Annotated in this window: 19 protein-coding genes and 1 riboswitch; of the genes, 9 read left to right on the forward strand and 10 right to left on the reverse strand. The window is 74.6% G+C overall.

What is annotated here, in order from left to right; genetic code table 11:
* Nucleotides 1-4: 4 nt before the first annotated feature.
* The 5 genes from OG335_RS07890 to OG335_RS07910 all read right to left on the reverse strand — a co-directional run bounded on the left by OG335_RS07890 (nt 5) and on the right by OG335_RS07910 (nt 3,466).
* Complete coding sequence (locus OG335_RS07890; RefSeq protein WP_405010308.1) at nt 5-277, reverse strand: phosphoribosyl-ATP diphosphatase; 273 nt, start codon at nt 275-277, stop codon at nt 5-7.
* Nucleotides 278-353: 76 nt separating this feature from the next.
* A complete protein-coding gene (gene ribH, locus OG335_RS07895) occupies nt 354-839 on the reverse strand; it encodes a 6,7-dimethyl-8-ribityllumazine synthase (RefSeq protein ID WP_405010309.1) in 486 nt (161 codons plus the stop codon).
* A 61-nt stretch (nt 840-900) separates the two neighbouring features.
* Nucleotides 901-2,163, reverse strand: a complete 1,263-nt coding sequence (locus tag OG335_RS07900; protein WP_405010310.1) for a bifunctional 3,4-dihydroxy-2-butanone-4-phosphate synthase/GTP cyclohydrolase II — start codon at nt 2,161-2,163, stop codon at nt 901-903.
* The gene (locus tag OG335_RS07905; RefSeq protein WP_405015333.1) at nt 2,160-2,747 is read right to left on the reverse strand and encodes a nicotinamide riboside transporter PnuC; all 588 of its coding nucleotides are present in this window, start codon (nt 2,745-2,747) and stop codon (nt 2,160-2,162) included. Before OG335_RS07905 ends, OG335_RS07900 begins: the two co-directional genes overlap by 4 nt.
* Before the next feature lie 56 nt (nt 2,748-2,803).
* A complete protein-coding gene (locus OG335_RS07910; RefSeq protein ID WP_405010311.1) occupies nt 2,804-3,466 on the reverse strand; it encodes a riboflavin synthase in 663 nt (220 codons plus the stop codon).
* Nucleotides 3,467-3,627: 161 nt separating this feature from the next.
* Nucleotides 3,628-3,755, reverse strand: a riboswitch (FMN riboswitch).
* Between the two features lie 270 nt (nt 3,756-4,025).
* On the opposite strand from OG335_RS07910, the gene cutA reads away from it, so the two are divergent.
* On the forward strand, nt 4,026-4,355 hold the full coding sequence (cutA, locus tag OG335_RS07915; RefSeq protein ID WP_405010312.1) for a divalent-cation tolerance protein CutA: 330 nt from the start codon (nt 4,026-4,028) through the stop codon (nt 4,353-4,355).
* Nucleotides 4,356-4,473: 118 nt separating this feature from the next.
* On the forward strand, nt 4,474-5,052 hold the full coding sequence (locus OG335_RS07920) for a dihydrofolate reductase family protein (protein WP_405010313.1): 579 nt from the start codon (nt 4,474-4,476) through the stop codon (nt 5,050-5,052).
* 116 nt (nt 5,053-5,168) lie between these two features.
* On the opposite strand, the gene OG335_RS07925 is transcribed toward OG335_RS07920, so the two are convergent.
* Entirely contained in the window at nt 5,169-5,510 is a 342-nt protein-coding gene (locus OG335_RS07925) for a hypothetical protein (RefSeq protein WP_405010314.1), read from the reverse strand.
* Between the two features lie 420 nt (nt 5,511-5,930).
* Between OG335_RS07925 and OG335_RS07930 the strand changes: the two genes are divergently transcribed.
* Nucleotides 5,931-6,596, forward strand: a complete 666-nt coding sequence (locus OG335_RS07930) for an MSMEG_1061 family FMN-dependent PPOX-type flavoprotein (RefSeq protein ID WP_405010315.1) — start codon at nt 5,931-5,933, stop codon at nt 6,594-6,596.
* Here the strand turns inward: OG335_RS07930 and OG335_RS07935 are convergent.
* Nucleotides 6,587-7,165: a TetR/AcrR family transcriptional regulator gene (locus OG335_RS07935; protein WP_405015334.1), complete on the reverse strand. Its 579-nt coding sequence runs from the start codon at nt 7,163-7,165 to the stop codon at nt 6,587-6,589. The genes OG335_RS07930 and OG335_RS07935 overlap by 10 nt on opposite strands.
* Before the next feature lie 94 nt (nt 7,166-7,259).
* Here OG335_RS07935 and OG335_RS07940 point away from each other — a divergent pair, with 94 nt between their 5' ends.
* Complete coding sequence (locus OG335_RS07940; protein WP_405010316.1) at nt 7,260-7,682, forward strand: nuclear transport factor 2 family protein; 423 nt, start codon at nt 7,260-7,262, stop codon at nt 7,680-7,682.
* A 95-nt stretch (nt 7,683-7,777) separates the two neighbouring features.
* On the opposite strand, the gene OG335_RS07945 is transcribed toward OG335_RS07940, so the two are convergent.
* Entirely contained in the window at nt 7,778-8,485 is a 708-nt protein-coding gene (locus OG335_RS07945; RefSeq protein WP_405010317.1) for a Type 1 glutamine amidotransferase-like domain-containing protein, read from the reverse strand.
* A gap of 628 nt (nt 8,486-9,113) precedes the next feature.
* Here OG335_RS07945 and OG335_RS07950 point away from each other — a divergent pair.
* Both OG335_RS07950 and OG335_RS07955 read left to right on the forward strand, forming a co-directional pair.
* A complete protein-coding gene (locus tag OG335_RS07950; RefSeq protein WP_405010318.1) occupies nt 9,114-9,983 on the forward strand; it encodes a universal stress protein in 870 nt (289 codons plus the stop codon).
* A 5-nt stretch (nt 9,984-9,988) separates the two neighbouring features.
* A complete protein-coding gene (locus OG335_RS07955; protein ID WP_405010319.1) occupies nt 9,989-10,573 on the forward strand; it encodes an HPP family protein in 585 nt (194 codons plus the stop codon).
* On the opposite strand, the gene OG335_RS07960 is transcribed toward OG335_RS07955, so the two are convergent.
* Nucleotides 10,551-11,615 (reverse strand): S-adenosylmethionine:tRNA ribosyltransferase-isomerase, encoded by a 1,065-nt coding sequence (locus OG335_RS07960; RefSeq protein ID WP_405010320.1) that lies wholly within the window; start codon nt 11,613-11,615, stop codon nt 10,551-10,553. The two genes, OG335_RS07955 and OG335_RS07960, sit on opposite strands and share 23 nt — an antisense overlap.
* A gap of 1 nt (nt 11,616) precedes the next feature.
* Nucleotides 11,617-12,372, reverse strand: a complete 756-nt coding sequence (locus OG335_RS07965; RefSeq protein ID WP_405010321.1) for an SDR family NAD(P)-dependent oxidoreductase — start codon at nt 12,370-12,372, stop codon at nt 11,617-11,619.
* 233 nt (nt 12,373-12,605) lie between these two features.
* Here OG335_RS07965 and OG335_RS07970 point away from each other — a divergent pair, with 233 nt between their 5' ends.
* The 3 genes from OG335_RS07970 to OG335_RS07980 all read left to right on the forward strand — a co-directional run bounded on the left by OG335_RS07970 (nt 12,606) and on the right by OG335_RS07980 (nt 17,423).
* Nucleotides 12,606-14,426, forward strand: coding sequence for an HSP90 family protein (locus OG335_RS07970; protein WP_405010322.1), 1,821 nt, complete (start codon nt 12,606-12,608; stop codon nt 14,424-14,426).
* Nucleotides 14,423-16,531 carry a hypothetical protein gene (locus OG335_RS07975; RefSeq protein ID WP_405010323.1) on the forward strand — a complete coding sequence of 703 codons (2,109 nt, stop codon included), beginning with the start codon at nt 14,423-14,425 and terminating at the stop codon, nt 16,529-16,531. Before OG335_RS07970 ends, OG335_RS07975 begins: the two co-directional genes overlap by 4 nt.
* Before the next feature lie 160 nt (nt 16,532-16,691).
* Nucleotides 16,692-17,423, forward strand: a complete 732-nt coding sequence (locus OG335_RS07980; RefSeq protein ID WP_405010324.1) for a hypothetical protein — start codon at nt 16,692-16,694, stop codon at nt 17,421-17,423.
* Nucleotides 17,424-17,442 lie beyond the last annotated feature (19 nt).

Genomic DNA, 17,442 nt, shown 5'->3' on the forward strand with positions numbered 1-17,442 from the left:
GCGGTCAGAGGTACGCGTACACGTCGTCGAGCGTCAGCCCGCGGGCGATCATCATCACCTGGAGGTGGTACAGGAGTTGCGAGATCTCCTCGGCCGTCTGGTCGTCCGACTGGAACTCGGCGGCCATCCAGACCTCGGCGGCCTCCTCGACGACCTTCTTGCCGATCGCATGGACGCCCTGCTGGACGAGCTGCGCGGTACGGGAGGACGAGGGGTCGCCGGTGGCGGCCTTCTGCTGGAGCTCGGTGAACAGCTCCTCGAATGTCTTCGAAGCCATGATGACCTCACCTTACGGTGTGCGGGCTGACCGGCGGTAAACGATTCCGGACCGTGGACAGTCCGGCGGGACACCGTCAGGCGCCGGCTCCGGCGACGGCGCGCAGCACGGCCGCGGTCGCGACCGCGGCCGTGACGGCCTCGTGGCCCTTGTCCTCGGCGGAGTCGGGCAGACCGGCCCGGTCGAGCGCCTGCTGCTCGTCGTCGCAGGTCAGCACGCCGAAGCCGACCGGCACGCCGGTGTCGACGCTGACCTGGGTGAGGCCGACGGTGGCGGCCTGGCACACGTAGTCGAAGTGCGGGGTGCCTCCGCGGATGACCACGCCGAGGGCGACGACGGCGTCGTAGCCGGCCTCGGCGAGGCGCTTGGCGGCGACCGGCAGCTCGAAGGTGCCGGGCACGCGCAGCACGGTGGCGCCGTCGATGCCGAGCTCCTTGAGGGCACGGTCGGCGCCGTCGAGGAGACCGTTCATCACCTGCTCGTGCCACTGCGCGGCGATCACCGCGACCTTCAGGCCGGCGGGGGTCTCGATGGTCAGCTCGGGGGCTCCGTGGCCGCTCACGTGCGTACTTCCTTCGTCTCTGGGTCGTGCGGGTGGTCGTGCGGGTGGAAGGGGGCGGTGATCAGGAGTCGGTGTCGAGCCACGGCAGGTCGTGGCCCATCCGGTCGCGCTTGGTGCGCAGGTAGCGCTCGTTGTGCTCGCCGACCTGCACCTCCACGGGGAGGCGGCCCTTCACCTTGAGGCCGTGCTCGGTGAGCGCGGCCTGCTTGTGCGGGTTGTTGGTGAGCAGCGTCAGCGAGCGCACACCGAGGTCGGCGAGCATCTGGGCGCCGATCGAGTAGTCGCGGGCGTCGGCGGGCAGGCCGAGGTCGAGGTTGGCGTCGACGGTGTCGCGGCCCTGCTCCTGCAGCTCGTACGCGCGCAGCTTGTGGGCGAGGCCGATGCCGCGGCCCTCGTGCCCGCGCAGGTAGAGGACGACACCGCGGCCGGCCTCGGCGACCTGCCGCAGCGAGGCCTGCAGCTGGGGGCCGCAGTCGCAGCGCAGCGAGCCTAGGACGTCGCCGGTGAGGCACTCGGAGTGCAGGCGCACGAGCACGTCCTCGCCCTCGGGGAGACGGCCGTCCGCGTCGAGGCCGCCGGCCACCAGGGCGAGGTGCTCGACGCCGTCGATGGTGCCCTTGTAGCCGACCGCCGTGAAGTCGCCGTACTCCGTGGGCAGCGCGGTGACGGCGGCGCGGCCGACGTGCAGCTCGGTGCGGCGGCGGTAGGCGATCAGGTCCTCGATGGAGATGATCGCGAGGCCGTGCTCGCGGGCGAAGGCGACCAGCTCGGGCAGCCGCGCCATGGTGCCGTCGTCGTTGACGACCTCGGCGATGGCGCCGGCCGGGGTGAGGCCGGCCAGGCGCGCCAGGTCGACGGCGGCCTCGGTGTGGCCGGGGCGCACGAGGACGCCCCCGTCGACGGCGCGCAGCGGGAAGACGTGGCCGGGGCGGGTCAGGTCGCCGGGCTCGGTGCCGGACGAGGCGAGCAGCCGGATGGTGCGGGCCCGGTCGGCGGCCGAGATGCCGGTGTCGACGCCGTCGCGGGCGTCCACCGAGATGCTGTACGCGGTGCCCTTGCGGTCCTCGTTGATCGCGGTCATCGGGGGCAGCTTGAGCCGGTCGAGCTCCTCGCCGGTGAGCGGGGCGCAGATCACGCCGGAGCTGTAGCGGATGGTGAAGGCGAGCAGCTCGGGGGTGGCGGCGGAGGCGGCGAAGACGATGTCGCCCTCGTTCTCGCGGTCCTCGTCGTCGACCACGATCACGGCGCGGCCGAGGGCGATGTCGGCGATGGCACGCTCGACCGGGTCGAGGACGAGGTCGACGTCGGAGTGCTGGATCGTCATGCCGTGACTCCCTGGGGGTTCTTGGTGAGCGAGGGGCGGGCGGTGCGGGTACTGAGCCACCAGGAGCGCAGGCCGAGCAGCACGAGCACGAAGTAGATGCTGTAGGTGAGGCCGGAGAAGGCGTAGCCGCTGTTGAAGGCGAGCGGCACGCCGACCACGTCGACGGCGATCCAGGCGAACCAGAACTCCAGCCAGCCGCGGGCCTGGGCGTACATCGCGGCGAGCGTGCCGACGAAGATGTACGCGTCCGACCAGGGGCTCCAGGAGAGTTCCGGGTAGGCCTGGAAGAGCAGGGCGAGGGCGGTGGTGCCGGCGGCGGTGGCCGCGACGAGGACGGCCCGCTCGGGCCAGGTCGCGAAGCGGACGGCGATGCCGCCGGTGGCGCGGCGGCCGCGCTGCCACTGCGTCCAGCCCCAGGCCGCGGCGACGATCACGATCAGCTGCTTGCCGATCAGGCCGGGCACGTGGCCGCCGAGGTAGGCGGTGACGAGGACGGCGCCGGAGAGGAGCTGGACGGGCCAGCTGAGCACCGAGCGCCGCCAGCCCAGGGCGAGGGCGGTGAGGCCGAGCAGGTTGCCGATCATGTCGGCCCACTTCACCGGCTCGCCGAAGGCGGTGAAGGCCACCCCGGTCAGTGCGTTCACGAGACGTCCTTCGTGAGGTGGTCGGGCAGGGTGCGGGTGTCGAGCAGCCGCTCGACGTACTTGGCGAGGACGTCGACCTCCAGGTTGACCGGGTCGCCGACGGTCTTGGCGCCGAGCGTGGTCAGCGCGAGGGTCGCGGGGATCAGCGAGACGCTGAAGGAGTCGAGGGCGGCGTCGACGACGGTGAGGCTGACGCCGTCGACCGTGATCGAGCCCTTCTCCACCAGGTAGCGGGTGATGGACTGCGGGAGCGAGAACCGCAGGACCTCCCAGCGGGGCCTGCCCTCGGCGTCGAGGTCGCCGGGCTCGCGGGAGAGGAGTTCGCCGGTGGCGTCGACGTGGCCCTGCACGAGGTGGCCGCCGAGGCGGGCGCCGAGCGCCATCGCGCGCTCCAGGTTGACGGTCGAGCCGGGCGCGAGCCCGCCGAGGCTGGAGCGGTGCAGCGTCTCCGCCATCACGTCGGCGCTGAACTCACCCGTGTCGGCGGCGAGTTCCTCGGGGCTGTCGACCACGGTCAGGCACACGCCGTTGACCGCGATGGAGTCGCCGTGCTTTGCACCGGAACAGACCACCGGGCCGCGCAGGCGCATCCGCGACGAGTCGCCGATCTCCTCGATGGAGACGACCTCGCCGAGCTCTTCGATGATGCCGGTGAACACCCGGGTTCTCCTCGCGCTTGGGGCGCGGACTCCGGGGCGGCAGGGGAGATGACGCGGACGGCACGGCCCGGCGGAACCCGCCCCTGCGCTGCCGCCGGGAGAGAGCCCTCCTGTGCCTGCACACCACCACCCGTCTCCGGGTCGTGGCACTGCTCGTCCGCCGCGCACGCCTCCCATCCGGACTTTAACCGTCGGTCCAGGAATTTCACCTGGTCAACCGCCCGCTGGCTGCGGACGGGTCGCGGACTGTAACCGCCGGTTCGGATTTTCACCGACCCCGGAGTGCGCTGAACGTCACTACTTCTGCCGTCATTCTGCCATGATCGGCCGCCGTTGAGCAGAGGGCCTCCCTGTGGCCTGTTTCACTCCGCCACCGGCCGATCACGGGGAATAGCGAAACTCCGCATGCGGACCGCCCGGCAGGCCGCCCCACCGGCCGGCGCGGGCGGCAACACCCCGACGACACCCCGGCACCACCGCGCCGGCACCGCACCGGCGACGCGTCGCACCGGGGCGACCGCACCCCGGGCCCGGCACGGGTCCCGTACGCTCGGCGCCCATGACGGACGCCGAATTCCTCGTGGTGACGACGACCTACGACGACGAGCAGCAGGCCCGCGCCCTCGCCGCAGCGGCCGTCGGGGAGCGCCTCGCCGCGTGCGCGCAGGTCCACCCGGTCAGCTCGGTGTACCGGTGGGAGGGCGAGGTGCGGTCCGACGCGGAGTGGCGGGTCGACCTCAAGACCCGTGCCGCACTGGCCGACCGGCTCGTCGCCTTCATCGGCGAACGCCACGGCTACGACCTCCCGGAGATCGTCGCCGTGCCCGTGGTCACCGGATCGGCCGCCTACCTGGAGTGGCTCCGCGCGGAGACCTCCGGCCACGCCTGACGGCTCGTCACCGCAGCCCGTGCCAGCATGGGCTGGCGCCCGGGACGGCCCGGGACGCGGGATGCGGGGCGCCCGGCTGCCGGTCGGCGGCCGCCGCGCCGGACGGAGAGGGCTCGCGATGCGCAAGGTCGTCCTGATGATGTCGATCTCCCTCGACGGCTTCATCGAAGCCGCGGACCGCTCGCTCGACTGGCACCGCGTGGACGACGAGCTGCACCACCACTTCAACGACTACCTCGCCACCGCCGGGGCGTTCCTGGAGGGGCGGGTCGTCTACGAGCTGATGACGGCGTACTGGCCGACCGCCGACGCCGATCCGGCGAGCCCCGCCACCGTCCGGGAGTTCGCCCGGATCTGGCGGGAGACGCCGAAGATCGTCTTCTCCACGACCCTGCAGCACGTCGACCGGAACGCCGAACTGCGCCGCGAGGTCGACCCCGAGGAGATCCGGGAGCTGAAGACCCGGCCCGGCGGCGACCTCGTGGTGGGCGGTGCGAACCTCGGCGCGACCTTCCGCCGGCACGACCTGATCGACGAGTACCGGGTGTACGTCCACCCCGTGCTGATCGGCCGCGGCACCCCGCTGTTCACTCCTACCGATCACCACACGGCGCTGGAGCCGGTCGAGAACCGCACCTTCGGCAACGGCGTCGTGCTGCTCCGGTACGCACGCGTCCGCCCGGAGGCGGCCCGCTGACCGGCCGGAGCCCGACGGCTCGGCGGTGACGGACGGCAGTGACGGCTCGGCGGTGACGGCTCGGCAGTGACGGCTCGGCGGTGACGGCTCAGCGGTGACGGCTCGGCGGTGACGGCTCAGCGGTGACGGACGGCGGTGGCGCGGTCCAGGTCGATGCGGGCACCGCGGCGGCGCCCGGCGGCGGCCCGGGTCGCCGCGCGCCGCCCCGCCGCGACGAGGGCCTCGCCGAGCGTGACGGCCGGGACGACGAAGGACTGCTCGCCCGCGCGGCCGTCGGGCGCGACGGTGGGGGCCGACACCAGCCACAGGGGCGCCTCCACAGGGGGGAAGGCGGCGAACCCGGCGACCGCGCGGACCGCCGAGCCCCCCGGCGCCCCCACCGTCGCGGACCTCGCGGAGGGCCCGGGCCGTGCGGGCAGCTCGGGCTTCGCGGCACCCGGGGCCGCAACGAAAGGCATGAGTCCCAGCGTCATGACGTACTCCGATCAGCGACGGCGACCGTCGATTGCTGCCAAGCATACGAATGTTGCGCAAGAAATCCACCATGTAACGCAAAAAACAAATCAGAGCGCGGGCCGTGACACAGCACGGGGAGAGAGGAGGGGATGGGAGCCGAGGGCGACCCGGGTGACGGCCCGCGGAGCCGGTGGTCCCCGGTCCGCCACCGCCGCCGTCCCTCACCGGGAACGATACGGAGCCCGCACGGGAGCACCACCCTCCGGAGCGGGACATAAGCGTGCCCGTTCGGCACCGCCCGCGGACCCGGGCTCCGCACGCCCGGCCCGCCCCCGGCCGAGCGGCGCCGCGGCAGGCCGGAGCCCGTACGCGCGGGGAAAAGGCGTTCCGCCGGGCGTCCGGCTGGGCTAGGTTCCTGGCATGTGATCACCCCATCCGAGGCGCCCGGCCGCCTCTTCGACGCCCTGAACGCCACCGCGGTGCGGGAGGTGTCCGGATTGCGCGAGCGCTACGAGCAGCCTTCGGACCTCGTCGTCCGCAAGCAGGTGGACCGCATCCACGACGTGGCACGGCAGCTCATCGGCTGCTCCTCGCTGGTGCTGGTCGCCAGCGCGGGGGCCGACGGCCGGTGCGACGTCTCACCGCGCGGCGGCCCGCCCGGCTTCGTGGCCGTGCTGGACGAGCTGACGCTGGCGATCCCCGACGCCACCGGCAACAAGCGGCTCGACAGCCTGCACAACATCGTCGAGACGGGCCGTGTCGGCCTGCTGTTCGTCGTGCCCGGGCGCGACACGACCCTGCGGGTGAACGGCCGGGCCTGCGTCTCCACCGACGAGCACCTGCTGAAGCAGCTCACCGCCGTCGGCAAGCCGCCGAGCAGCGCGATCGTGGTCGAGGTCGACGAGGTGTACGGGCACTGCCCGAAGGCGTTCCTCCGCGGCGGCGCGTGGAAGCCGGAGCAGTGGCTCGCCCGGGACGCCCAGCCGAGCTCGGCCCAGGTGACCCTCTCGCACCTGCAGGACCCGGCGCTGACGATCGCCCACATCGAGCAGTCGGAGCGGGAGTCGCTGCTGCACCGCTACGAGTGAGCGGCCCGGCCGCCGACCGCCGCGAGCAGCACGGCGGCGGCCTCACGGGCGCTGTCGGCGGGGGCGGCCCCGCCGGTGACGGCCGCCGTGGCGATCGCCCCCTCCGCGAGCAGCAGCAGGTGCCCGGCGAGCGGCGCGGGCAGCCGTGCGGCGCCGGCGAGGCCGGCCAGGTAGCGCCGGAACTCGGCCTTGTGGTGGCGGGCGGCCGCGGCCACGGCGGGTGAGTCGGCGCCCAGCTCGCCGAAGGCGTTGACGAAGGCGCAGCCGCGGAACCCGGGCTCCTCGAACCACTGCCGCAGCCAGTCGAAGACCGCGAGCAGGCGCTCCTCGGGGTCGGCGGTGGCCGTCGCGACGTACGCGGCGAGGTCCGCGCGCCAGCGGGTGTCGCGGCGCCGCAGGTAGGCCTCGACGAGCTCCCCCTTGGAGGGGAAGAGCCGGTAGAGGCGCTTGAGCGGGAGCCCGGAGGCGGTGCGGACGGCGTCCATGCCGACGGCCTGGACGCCGTGGCCGTAGAAGAGCTGTTCGGCTGCGTCCAGCGCACGGGTGCGCGCCGCCTCGTCGGTTTCCACGGACACGCCGCCTCCTTGCGTGAGAACCATCGTTCTCCTATCGTAGCGAACAAGCAGAGAACGACCGTTCTCCCCCTGCCGCGAGGAGCCCCCGATGTCCGGTACCCGGCCGCCCGTCCCGCCGTTCACCGAGGAGACCGCCCGGCAGAAGGTCCAGGCCGCCGAGGACGCCTGGAACACCCGCGACCCGCACCGCGTCGCCCTCGCCTACACGGAGGACTCCGAGTGGCGCAACCGCGACGTCTTCCTCACCGGCCGCCCCGCGATCGTCGACTTCCTCACCGCCAAGTGGCGCCGCGAGCTCGGCTACCGCCTCCGCAAGGAGCTCTGGGCGCACACCGGCGACCGGATCGCCGTCCGCTTCGAGTACGAGTACCACGACGAGGACGGCCGGTGGTTCCGCGCCTACGGGAACGAGAACTGGGAGTTCGACGCGGACGGGCTGATGCGCCGCCGCTTCGCCAGCATCAACGACCTCGCGATCACCGCGGACGAGCGCCGCATCGCCCTCCCCTGAGCCCTGGAACCAGCGCCCTGGAACCGGCGTCCGGCACCCGAACCGTCCGGCACCCGACGGCCCGGCACCCCGCCGCCGGGCCCGCCGCCGGTGCGTCACAACGTGAGCACCGCACCCGCCCGGTGGGAGCGGAGCGCGACCCCGTCGCCGTCCGGACGGACGAGGTGCACCCGGCCCGCGCCGCGCACCGCCGCCGTCCGCCCGTCGACGGCCAGCGCGGTGTTCTCGTCGATCGCCAGCCCGTACGGCACCGCGCCGCGCGCGACCGCCTCGGCCAGCCTCGGCAGAGTGCCCCACTGGGCGGTGTGCACGTCGACCGCGGCGCTCAGCAGTCCGAGCCCGGCCACGACGGCGAGCTCGTCGAGGTCCTCGGCGGCGTCCTCCGGGCAGACCGGCACGCCGTCGGAGAGCCAGCCGCCGACCAGTGCCCGTTCGGCGGCGATCGCCGCGCCCGCCGAGAAGCCCGCGTACGGCAGCGGCCGCTCCGCCAGCCGCCGGCCGAGCGGGCCGGCCAGGGCGGCGGCGTAGGCGGGGGTGAGCCCGCCGCCGACGAAGACGGCGTCCGCGCCGTCGATCCCCGCCGGGTCGAAGTCCTCTCCCGGCACCACCGGCAGCACCCGCGGGCGGCAGGGTGCGGCGGCGCGCAGGGCGGAGGTCCAGCGTTCGGACTGCTCGGGCAGCTCGCCCTCGTCGAGCAGCAGGCAGGCCACCACCGGGTCGGGGCCGGCCTCCGCCAGGAACGGCCCGTACAGCTCGGCGTGGAACCTCGCGTCACGGCCGCCGCCCACCAGATGGATCGTCATCGCTCCCCCTCGGAGTCCTCGGAAGGGACTCCTCGTGCCGCCGACCCGACGGCACGCCGGGCCGTGTCGGGCCGGACCGAACCTAGGGGCCCGGCCGCCCACGGGCCAGCGCTTTTCGTTCCCGGGGCGCCCCCCGGGCCGCGGGACGCGACCGCGCTACGCCTCCGGCGCGGCACCGCACCGCCGACACGGTGCGGAGGAACGCCTCTCCGGCACCGCGTCGCAGGACGGGCACAGCATCGCCAGCAGGCAGGCCGGCTCGCCGCCCTCCTCGGGCGGGCCCGCCGCCGGCCGTCCGCTCCCCGCCCGCTCCGCCGGGGCCTGCCCGTCACGCTCCGCGTCCTGCTCCGTCGCCATGCCCGTGAGGCTACGCCGCGGCCGCCCCCCGCGGGGCCGGGCGTGGCGGCTCGCGGAACGACGCCGGTGGTGGTCTGCTGGAGAGGACGGGAAGGGCCCCAGGAAGACGCGGAGTAGCGGCCGCAAGACCGTGCACCGCGCAATCAGGATCCGCGAGAAGCGGGTAGCCCCTTCCCGTCCCCGCACGTCCGTACCCGCCGGTCCGGCCCGCCGCAGGGCGCGGGGCCCGCGACCGGGCCGAGGGCCCTGCTCGGGCCGCCGTGGAGGAGCCATGACGTCAGCCGACGGACGCCGCGCCATCGTGGTCGGCATCGACGCCCAGGACCCCGCCTCGCTCGCGCTCGCCTGGGCCGGCGACGAGGCGGCCCGCCGCGGGCTGGCGCTGCGCCTGGTGCACGCCGTCCCGCCCACCGCCCGCGACCTGCGCGGATTCGACGAAGGCATGTACCGCACCTCCCTGCACGAGCTCGGCGACGCCGCCCTCGGCGAGGCGCGGCTCGCCGTCGAGAAGCGCCACCCCGGGCTGGAGACCACGCTCGTGCTCGCCGACGGGCATCCCGGCCAGGTGCTGTGCCGGCGCGGCGCCGGCGCGGAGATGATCGTGCTCGGCTCGCGCCACCTCTCCCGCGTGGAGGAGGTGCTCAGCGCGTACTCGGTGATCGTGCCGGTCAGCGCCCAGGCGGACTGCCCGGTCGTGGTCGTGCGGCAGCACGAGCCCGCCACCGGCCGGCCGCCGTACGTGGTGGTCGGCGTGGACGGCAGCCCCGGCTCGGCGGCCGCCGTCGACCACGCGTTCGACACCGCGGCCCGGCGCGGTGCCGCCCTGCGGGCCGTGTGGGTCTGGCAGGCGCCGATGATCCTGCCGATCGACGAGCACACCGCGGTGCAGGAGGTCCGTCGTCAGCTCCACGAGGCCACCGCCGGACGCACCGCGCGCTACCCCGACGTGCCGCTCACCCAGGACGTCGTGCTCGGACACCCGGTGGAGCAGTTGGCGCAGGCGTCGGCCGAGGCACTGGCGGTCGTCGTCGGACGGCGCGGCCGGGGCGGGTTCACCGGGCTGCGGCTCGGCTCGGTGCCGCACGGGCTGCTGCGGCACGCCGAATGCCCGGTCGTGACCGTGCCCTCGGGCGTGCGGTGAGGACCGTGAACCGGCTCCTCGACCGGGTCGCGCTGCCGCAGCTGGTCGAGACGCACGACCCGAGCCTGGTGAAGGCCGCGTACTCGGCCGTCAACTCCTTCGTCTCGCTGGCCGTGATGGCCCTGGTCGCGCACGTCAGCGGCCTGCCGTTCCTCTTCCCGTCCCTCGGACCGACCGCCTTCCTGCTGTTCTACACGCCGCTCACCACGCCGGCCTCGCCGCGCAACACCGTGCTCGGGCACCTCGTCGGCTGCGTCTCCGGCTACGTGGCGCTCGCCGCCACCGGCCTGCTCGACACCCCGCCGGACCTCACCGACATCACCTGGGCCCGGCTCGCCGCGTCCGCGATCGCCCTCGGCCTGACCTGCGGCCTGATGCCGCTGCTGGGCGTCGCGCACCCGCCCGCCGCGGCGACCACGCTGATCGTCGCGCTGGGACTGCTCCGCACGCCCGGCCAACTCGCCGTGATGATGCTCGCGGTGGCGCTCCTCGCGGCCCAGGGGCTCGTCGTCAACCGGCTGGCGGGCCTGCCCTACCCCTGGTGGCGGGCCCCGAGGACCCCGGTGGTCAGCGAGCCAGCAGCAGGTTGACGTCGCCGAACTCGTGCCACAGGTAGCGGTGTTCGAGCGCCTCGGCGTAGCAGCGGGCGAGCAGCGGGCGCCCCGCGACGGCCTCCAGCATGAGCAGGTGGGAGGCCTGCGGCTCGTGCCAGCCGGTGAGCAGGCCGTCGACGGCACGCACACCGCGGCCCGGGGTGACGACGAGGTCAGTCCAGCCGTCGGCCGCGTGCACGCCGCCCGACCCGTCGGCCGCCGACTCCAACGCCCGGACGACGGTCGTGCCGACCGCGATCACCCGGCCGCCGCCCTCCCGCACGTGCCCGACCAGCCGCGCGGTCGCCCCGGGCACCCGGTAACGCTCGGCGTAGGGCGTCTCGTGCGCCTCCGGTGAGGCCACACCGGTGTGCAGGGTGACGGGCGCCAGCAGCACGCCGCGGGCGACCAGCCGGGCCACCGTCTCCGCGGTGAACGGCCGTGCGGCGCTGGGCATCTCGCTGCTGCCGGGCACCGCGGCGAAGACCGTGCGGTAGGCCTCGATCGGCCAGTCCCGGTCGACGTAGCCGTAGCGGATCGCGCGGCCGTGGCGGGCGAGGTACCCGATCAGCTCCCCGGGCAGGGTGAGGTGGGCGTGCCACAGGCGGGGGGTGAACGGGGCCGTCAGCCCGGCGGACGCCCCGCCCGGCAGCGCCACCCGCAGGCCGGCACGGGCCGGCGACTGCCCCGGCGGGTACGGCTGGGCCGCGCCCGTCGCCGGGCGGCGCAGCTCCACCAGGTGCCGGCCGCGCGGGTCGGGCTGCGCGGAGGAGAGGTGCACCGCCACGGAGGTGCCGTCGGGCAGGGTGCCGGTGAGCGCGGCGGGCAGCGTCGCGGAGTTGTTGACCACCAGCAGGTCGCCGGGCTCCAGCAGGTCCGGCAGGTCGGTGAACCGGTGGTGGGCGACGGTGGGACCGTCCCGGTGGCCGACGAGCAGGCGGACGCCGTCCCGGGCGAGGCCGCGCGCCTCGGCCGGGGCGCGGGCGGAGAGTTCGGGTGGCACGGTGAAGTCGTAGCCGGGGTCCACGGCGGCCGTCATCTCAGACCCCCGCCCGTACGGCGTCGCGCGGGTCGGCGGGCTGCAGGTCGGCGGCCCGGTAGCGGCCGGAGGCGGGGCGGCCGTGCAGCAGGGCGAGGAGCGCCGGCACGACGGTGGCGGGCAGCGGCCGGTCGGAGACGTCCTCGCCGGGGAACGCCTCCTGGTGCATGCGGGTGCGCATGTCGCCGGGGTCGACCGACCACACGGCGAGGTCCGGCTCCTCCGCGGCGAGGACGGCGGCGGCGTGGTCGAGCGCGGCCTTCGAGGCGCCGTAGCCGCCCCAGCCGGCGTACGCCTCGACGGCGGCGTCCGAACTGACGGCGAGGACCGCGCCGCGACGGGCCCGCAGCTGCGGCAGGAGGAGCTGGGTGAGGGCGATCGGGGCGAGCACGTTGACCTCGAAGGTCTCCAGCAGGCCCGGCAGCGGGAAGTCGGCGAGCGAGGGCAGCGGTGCGCCGGCCAGGTCGTAGCCGGTGAGGGTCGAGGCGTTGTGCACCAGCAGGGTGGCGCCGCCGAGGGCCGCGGCCGCCGAGGCGAGGCGCTCGCGGTGCGCGTCGTCGACCACCGAACCGGCGGGCGCGGCGACCGTGGTGAGCGCGGCGAGTTCGGCCTCGGCGGCGGCGAGTCCGGCCGCGTCGCGGGCGGTGATCACCAGGGGCCGGCCCTCCAGTGCGAGCGCGCGGGCGAGTTCGAGGCCGAGGCCGCGGGAGGCACCGGTGACGACGGCGACCCCGGGGTGCTGCGAAGTGGTGTCCATGGGTCCACCCTGGCGCCGCGCACCCGCCCGGCGGATCGGCCTCCGGCCGGTGCGGCACGGGTCCCTTGGCCCTACGGCGACGGCCCTACGGCTGCAGCCCTCCGCCCCCGGGCGTACGGCGGCGGGCGTGCCGCGGCGGCGGGCGGACGGCGGCGGGCGTGCCGCGGCGGCCCGCGGACCCCGCGGCCGATATTCGCTGCCCCGTGTCGGACTCCCGTTCTAGGGTGCCTGCCATGCACGATCTGGGAGAGCCCGTGAACCAAACCTTCCGCGTCGATCTGCGCGGCATCGTCGACCTGCTGAGCCATCACCTGTACACCAGCCCGCAGGTGTACGCCCGCGAGCTGCTGCAGAACGCGGTCGACGCGATCACCGCGCTGCGCCAGGACGGAGCCGCGGACCCGCGCACCCCGCGGATCGAGATCTCCTCCGGCGACGCGAACGGCGACGGCTCGCTGACCATCGGCGACAACGGGATCGGCCTGAGCGAGACCCAGGTCCACGAGCTGCTGGCGACCATCGGGCGCAGCTCGAAGCGTGACGACCTGGGCTTCGCCCGGCACGAGTTCATGGGCCAGTTCGGCATCGGCCTGCTGTCCTGCTTCATGGTCTCCGACGCCATCGAGGTGACCACCCGCCGGGCCGGCGAGCCCACCGTGCTGTGGCGCGGCCGCGCCGACGGCAGCTACGCGGTGGAGCCCGCACCCGCCGACGGGCAGCGCGCGGAGACCGGCACCACCGTCACCCTGCGCCCGCGCCCGGGCTGCGAACACCTCCTCACCCGCCGCGCGGTGACCGCCCTGGTCAGCCACTACGGCGCCCGGCTGCCGCACCCGGTCACCGTGGACGGCGAGCCCGTCACCGGCGGCCCCGCACCGTGGGACCGCCCCGACGGGGAAGGCGCGGCCGAGCGCCGGGCCCGCCTGGAGGCGTACTGCGAGGAGGTGTTCGGCTTCGCACCGTTCGACGTCGTCGACGTCGCCACCGCCGAGGCGGGCCTGCGCGGGGTCGCCTTCGTGCTGCCCATGCCGGCCAACCCGGCCGTCCCGGCGGCCCACCGGGTCTACCTCAAGCAGATGCTGCTGTCCGAAGGGGCCGAGCGGTTGCTGCCCGAGTGGGCGTTCTTCGTGCGCTGCGTCGTGGACACCGCGGAGCTGCGCCCCACCGCGAGCCGCGAGGCCCTCTACGAGGACTCGCTGCTGGAAGCGACCCGCGACGCCCTGGGCGACCAACTGCGCGGCTGGCTGGTGCGGTTGAGCAAGCAGGAGCCGGCCCGCCTGCGGGCCTTCCTGCGGGTGCACCACCTGGGTGTGAAGGCGCTGGCCCTGCACGACGACGACATGCTGCGGCTGGTCGCCGACTTCTGGCCGATGGAGACCAACGTCGGACCGCTCACCCTCGCCGAGTTCACCGACCGCTACGGGCTGCTGCGGTTCACCCCGCTGCTCGACGAGTTCCGGCAACTGGCGCCGGTGGCCGCCGCGCAGGGGCTCGCCGTCGTCAACGCGGGTTACGTCTACGACGCCGAGCTGATCGACCGGTTCGCCACGGTGGAGCGGAAGTCGGAGGTCGAGCAGCTGCGCGCGGCGGACCTCACCACCCACCTCCAGCGGCTGGAGACGGCCGACGAGCTGGCGCTCGCGCCGTTCATGGCCGTGGCCGACCGGGTGCTGGCGCGGCTGGGCTGCGACCTGCTGGTCCGCTCCTTCGAGCCGTCCGGGCTGCCCTCCCTGTACCTGCTGGACGACGACACCGCCTTCCAGCTCGACCTCCGCGGCACCCGCGACCAGGTGGACGACACCTGGTCGGCGATCCTCGGCAGCTTCCAGGCCGCCGCCGAGCCCCGGCCCCGCCTGGTGCTCAACCACCGCAACCCGCTGGCCCGGCAGGTCCTCTCGCTCACCGACCCGGAGCTGCAGGCGACGTGCCTGGAGGGCCTCTACGTGCAGGCCCTGCTGCTCGGCCACCACCCGCTCCGCCCGGCCGACACGGCCGCACTCAACCAGTCCTTCCTCGGCCTGATCGGCCGGGCCGTCTCCGGGGCCGCGCAGTGAGCCGTACCGAGCAGGAGGTCCGCGACCTCTACCGCGCCAGCCACGGCATGCCGTCCGGGCCGGCGAAGTTCGCCGCCCTGGAGGAGGTGATCCGCCACGCCGACGCCCTGGGGCTGGTCGAGTTCGCCTTCGACGTGCGGATGTCGGCCACCTCGGTGTTCCAGCACAGTTGGGTGCCGGCGAAGGCGTTCCTCACCTTCTCCTGGTGCCTGGCCGCGTACGACCGCGAACCGGACCGCTTCGGCGGCCGGCACGACCACACGCTGCTGTGGCAGTTCAAGTGGATGATCTACAGCGTCTACCAGTTCCCGGAGATCCCGCTGGAGCGGGCGACGGACCTGCTGGCCGACATGGAGCGCCGCTACCGGCGCGGCGGCCACAGCCTGCACGCCGTCCTCCAGCACCGCGGCCTGGTGGCCGAGAGCACCGGCGAGCTGGCGCGGGCGCAGGACTTCTACGAGCAGATGGCCGTCACCCGCCGCGACGGGCTCTCCGACTGCTCCGGCTGCGTCCCCAGCAGCCAGGTGCGGACGCTCGTGGCACTCGGCCGGGACGAGGAGGCGATCCGGATCGGCGAGCCGGCGGTCCGCTCCGGGTGCACCGAGCAGCCGCAGTGGATCAACTCCGAGCTGCTGCTGCCGTACGTGCGGACCGGCCGCGGCGAGCAGGCGGTCGAGGCGCACCGCGTCGCGTACCGCCGGATCCGCGACAATCCGCACCACCTGGGCGAGCTGGCGTCGAATCTGCTGTTCTGCGTGCACAGCGGCAACCTGGGCCGGGGGCTGGACCTGATCGAGCGGCACCTGTCGTGGCTGGACCGGCCGCGCACCCCGCTGACGGAGATGGAGTTCGCCGCGGCCGCCGCGGCCGTCCTCTCCGCGGTGGAGGCCCGCGGCGAGGGCGAGCGGCTCCTGCGCTTCCCCGCCGCGGACGGCGTCCGCCGCCCGGACGCCCGGGTGGCCGGGCTCGCGCGGGAGTTGCGGGAACGGGCGCTCGGCATCGCGGCCCGCTTCGACGCGCGCAACGGCAACGCCTACCAGAGCACCCGGATGCGGGAGTGGTCGGGCGCGGGGCCGATCGGCGACCCCGCGCCGCTGTCGGTGTTCGAGCGCGACCTGGAGTCCCGCGCGGGCGAGCGGGTGCGGCGGCTGGTCGACCGGGTCGCGGCGCTGACCGCGGCCGGCGACCGGGTCGGTGCGGCCCGCGGCCGGGCCGCGGCGGCCGACGCGCTGCTGGCCGACGAGCGCTTCGCGGATGCGGTGGAGGCGTCCGAGGAGGCCGTCCGCGAACTGGACCGCCTCGGCCTGGAGGAGGAGGCCGCCACCGCCCGCTGGGTGCTGGCCCGCGCCTACCGCGAGGACGGCGAGTGGCGCCGCGCGAGCGCCGCCCTTGGCGAACTGCTGGACGCGTGGAAGCCGGACACCGCCGCACCGTCGCTGCCGCCGCGCGCCGAACTGGAGGCCCGCCTCGGCGGATGGCTCGGCCACGGCCCGGAGGCGGCCGCCCGGTACCTCGCGGCGGCGCGCGGTTTCGCCGCCGCGGGCCGGGCCGCCGACCGGATGTCCGCGCTCGGCCAGGCCCTGCGGCGCCACCCCTGCGGCGGCGGTGCCGGATCCGCTCAGGACGCCGCCGCGTCCGGAGTCCTCCCGGACCTGCTGACCGAGGCCCGCGGCGTCCTGGACGAGCTCCTCGCGGCCGGGCTGCCGTCCGGCGAGGGCGCGCTCGGCACGGCGACCGCAGACGTCCTGCACGGCTACGCGGGCCACCTGCGGTCGTCCGGCCAGGCCGAGGCCGCCGTCGCCCGGCTGCAGACCGCCCGCGCGCTGCTGGAGCAGCAGGAGTCCGCCGAGGTCGCCCCGCAGCTCGGCGAGGTGCTCACCGAACTCGGCCTGCTGCGTCTGCGGCTCGGCGACCCCGCGGCCGCCGAGGAGGCGGCCCGCGCCGCCCTCGCGCTGCTGGACGACCCCGAGGAGGCCTGGGAGGAGGCCCTGGTGCTGGTCCGGGCCCTGCAGGCCCGCGGTGCCGACGAGGAGGCCGCCGCGGTGATGGCCGACCACGGCCTCGACGAGGACGACCTGGACGGCTTCGACGGCGAGGAGGACTGACGCGCCGGGACGCACGCACCGGCCTGCCGCGGCTGCCGCAGGCCGGTGCCGCCCGGTGCCTCCCTGAGGCGCCCGCGCGGTCGGCGGTCGCGGAGGGCCGTCGCGGGCAGTCCCGAATAATCGACGGAACGTTCGAACGATTGCTGATAGCTTCCGTGTCGTGCCGAAGCTGAACCAGATCATCGCCGTCGAAAAGGGCGTCAAGTCCAAGTCGTTCCAGGAGCTGACCCAGGCTCACCAGGACGTCCAGAAGCCCGCGCTGCTCGCGGGCATCTCCCGGACCTACCAGCCGAAGGACGAGGAGGGCGAGCAGCTGCCGCCCGAGTCCACCCGGGTGCAGGTGAAGGCCGAGGACATCCTGCGCAGCACCGCCGCGACGCTGACCCGGCTGTTCGACGTGACCGCCACCAAGGACCGGGCGAACCGGACCGCCGCCGCGGACGTGGTCGTGGACGGCACCGTCCTGCTGGCCGACGTCCCGGTGCCGTACCTGCTCTTCCTGGAGAAGCAGCTCACCGACCTGTACACCTTCGTGCGCAAGCTGCCGGTGCTGGACGCCGCCGAGTCGTGGAACCTGGATCCGTCCACGGACTCCTGGAAGACCGACCCGGTCCGCACCATCCGCACCAGGAAGGTGCCGCGCAACCACGTGAAGGCCGAGGCCACCGAGAAGCACCCGGCCCAGGTCGAGGTGTACTACGAGGACGTCCCGGTCGGCTACTGGACGACCGTGAAGTTCTCCGGCGCACTGCCTGCCCGGCGGGTCAACGAGCTGACGGAACGCCTGGAGAAGCTGCAGCAGGCCGTCAAGTTCGCCCGCGAGGAGGCCAACGGCACCGAGGTCACCGACGAGCGGGTCGGCGACGCGGTGTTCGGCTACCTGTTCCGGTAGCCCCATGATCGCCCCCTGT

Source organism: Kitasatospora sp. NBC_01539 (assembly GCF_045040525.1).
Taxonomy (GTDB): domain Bacteria; phylum Actinomycetota; class Actinomycetes; order Streptomycetales; family Streptomycetaceae; genus Kitasatospora.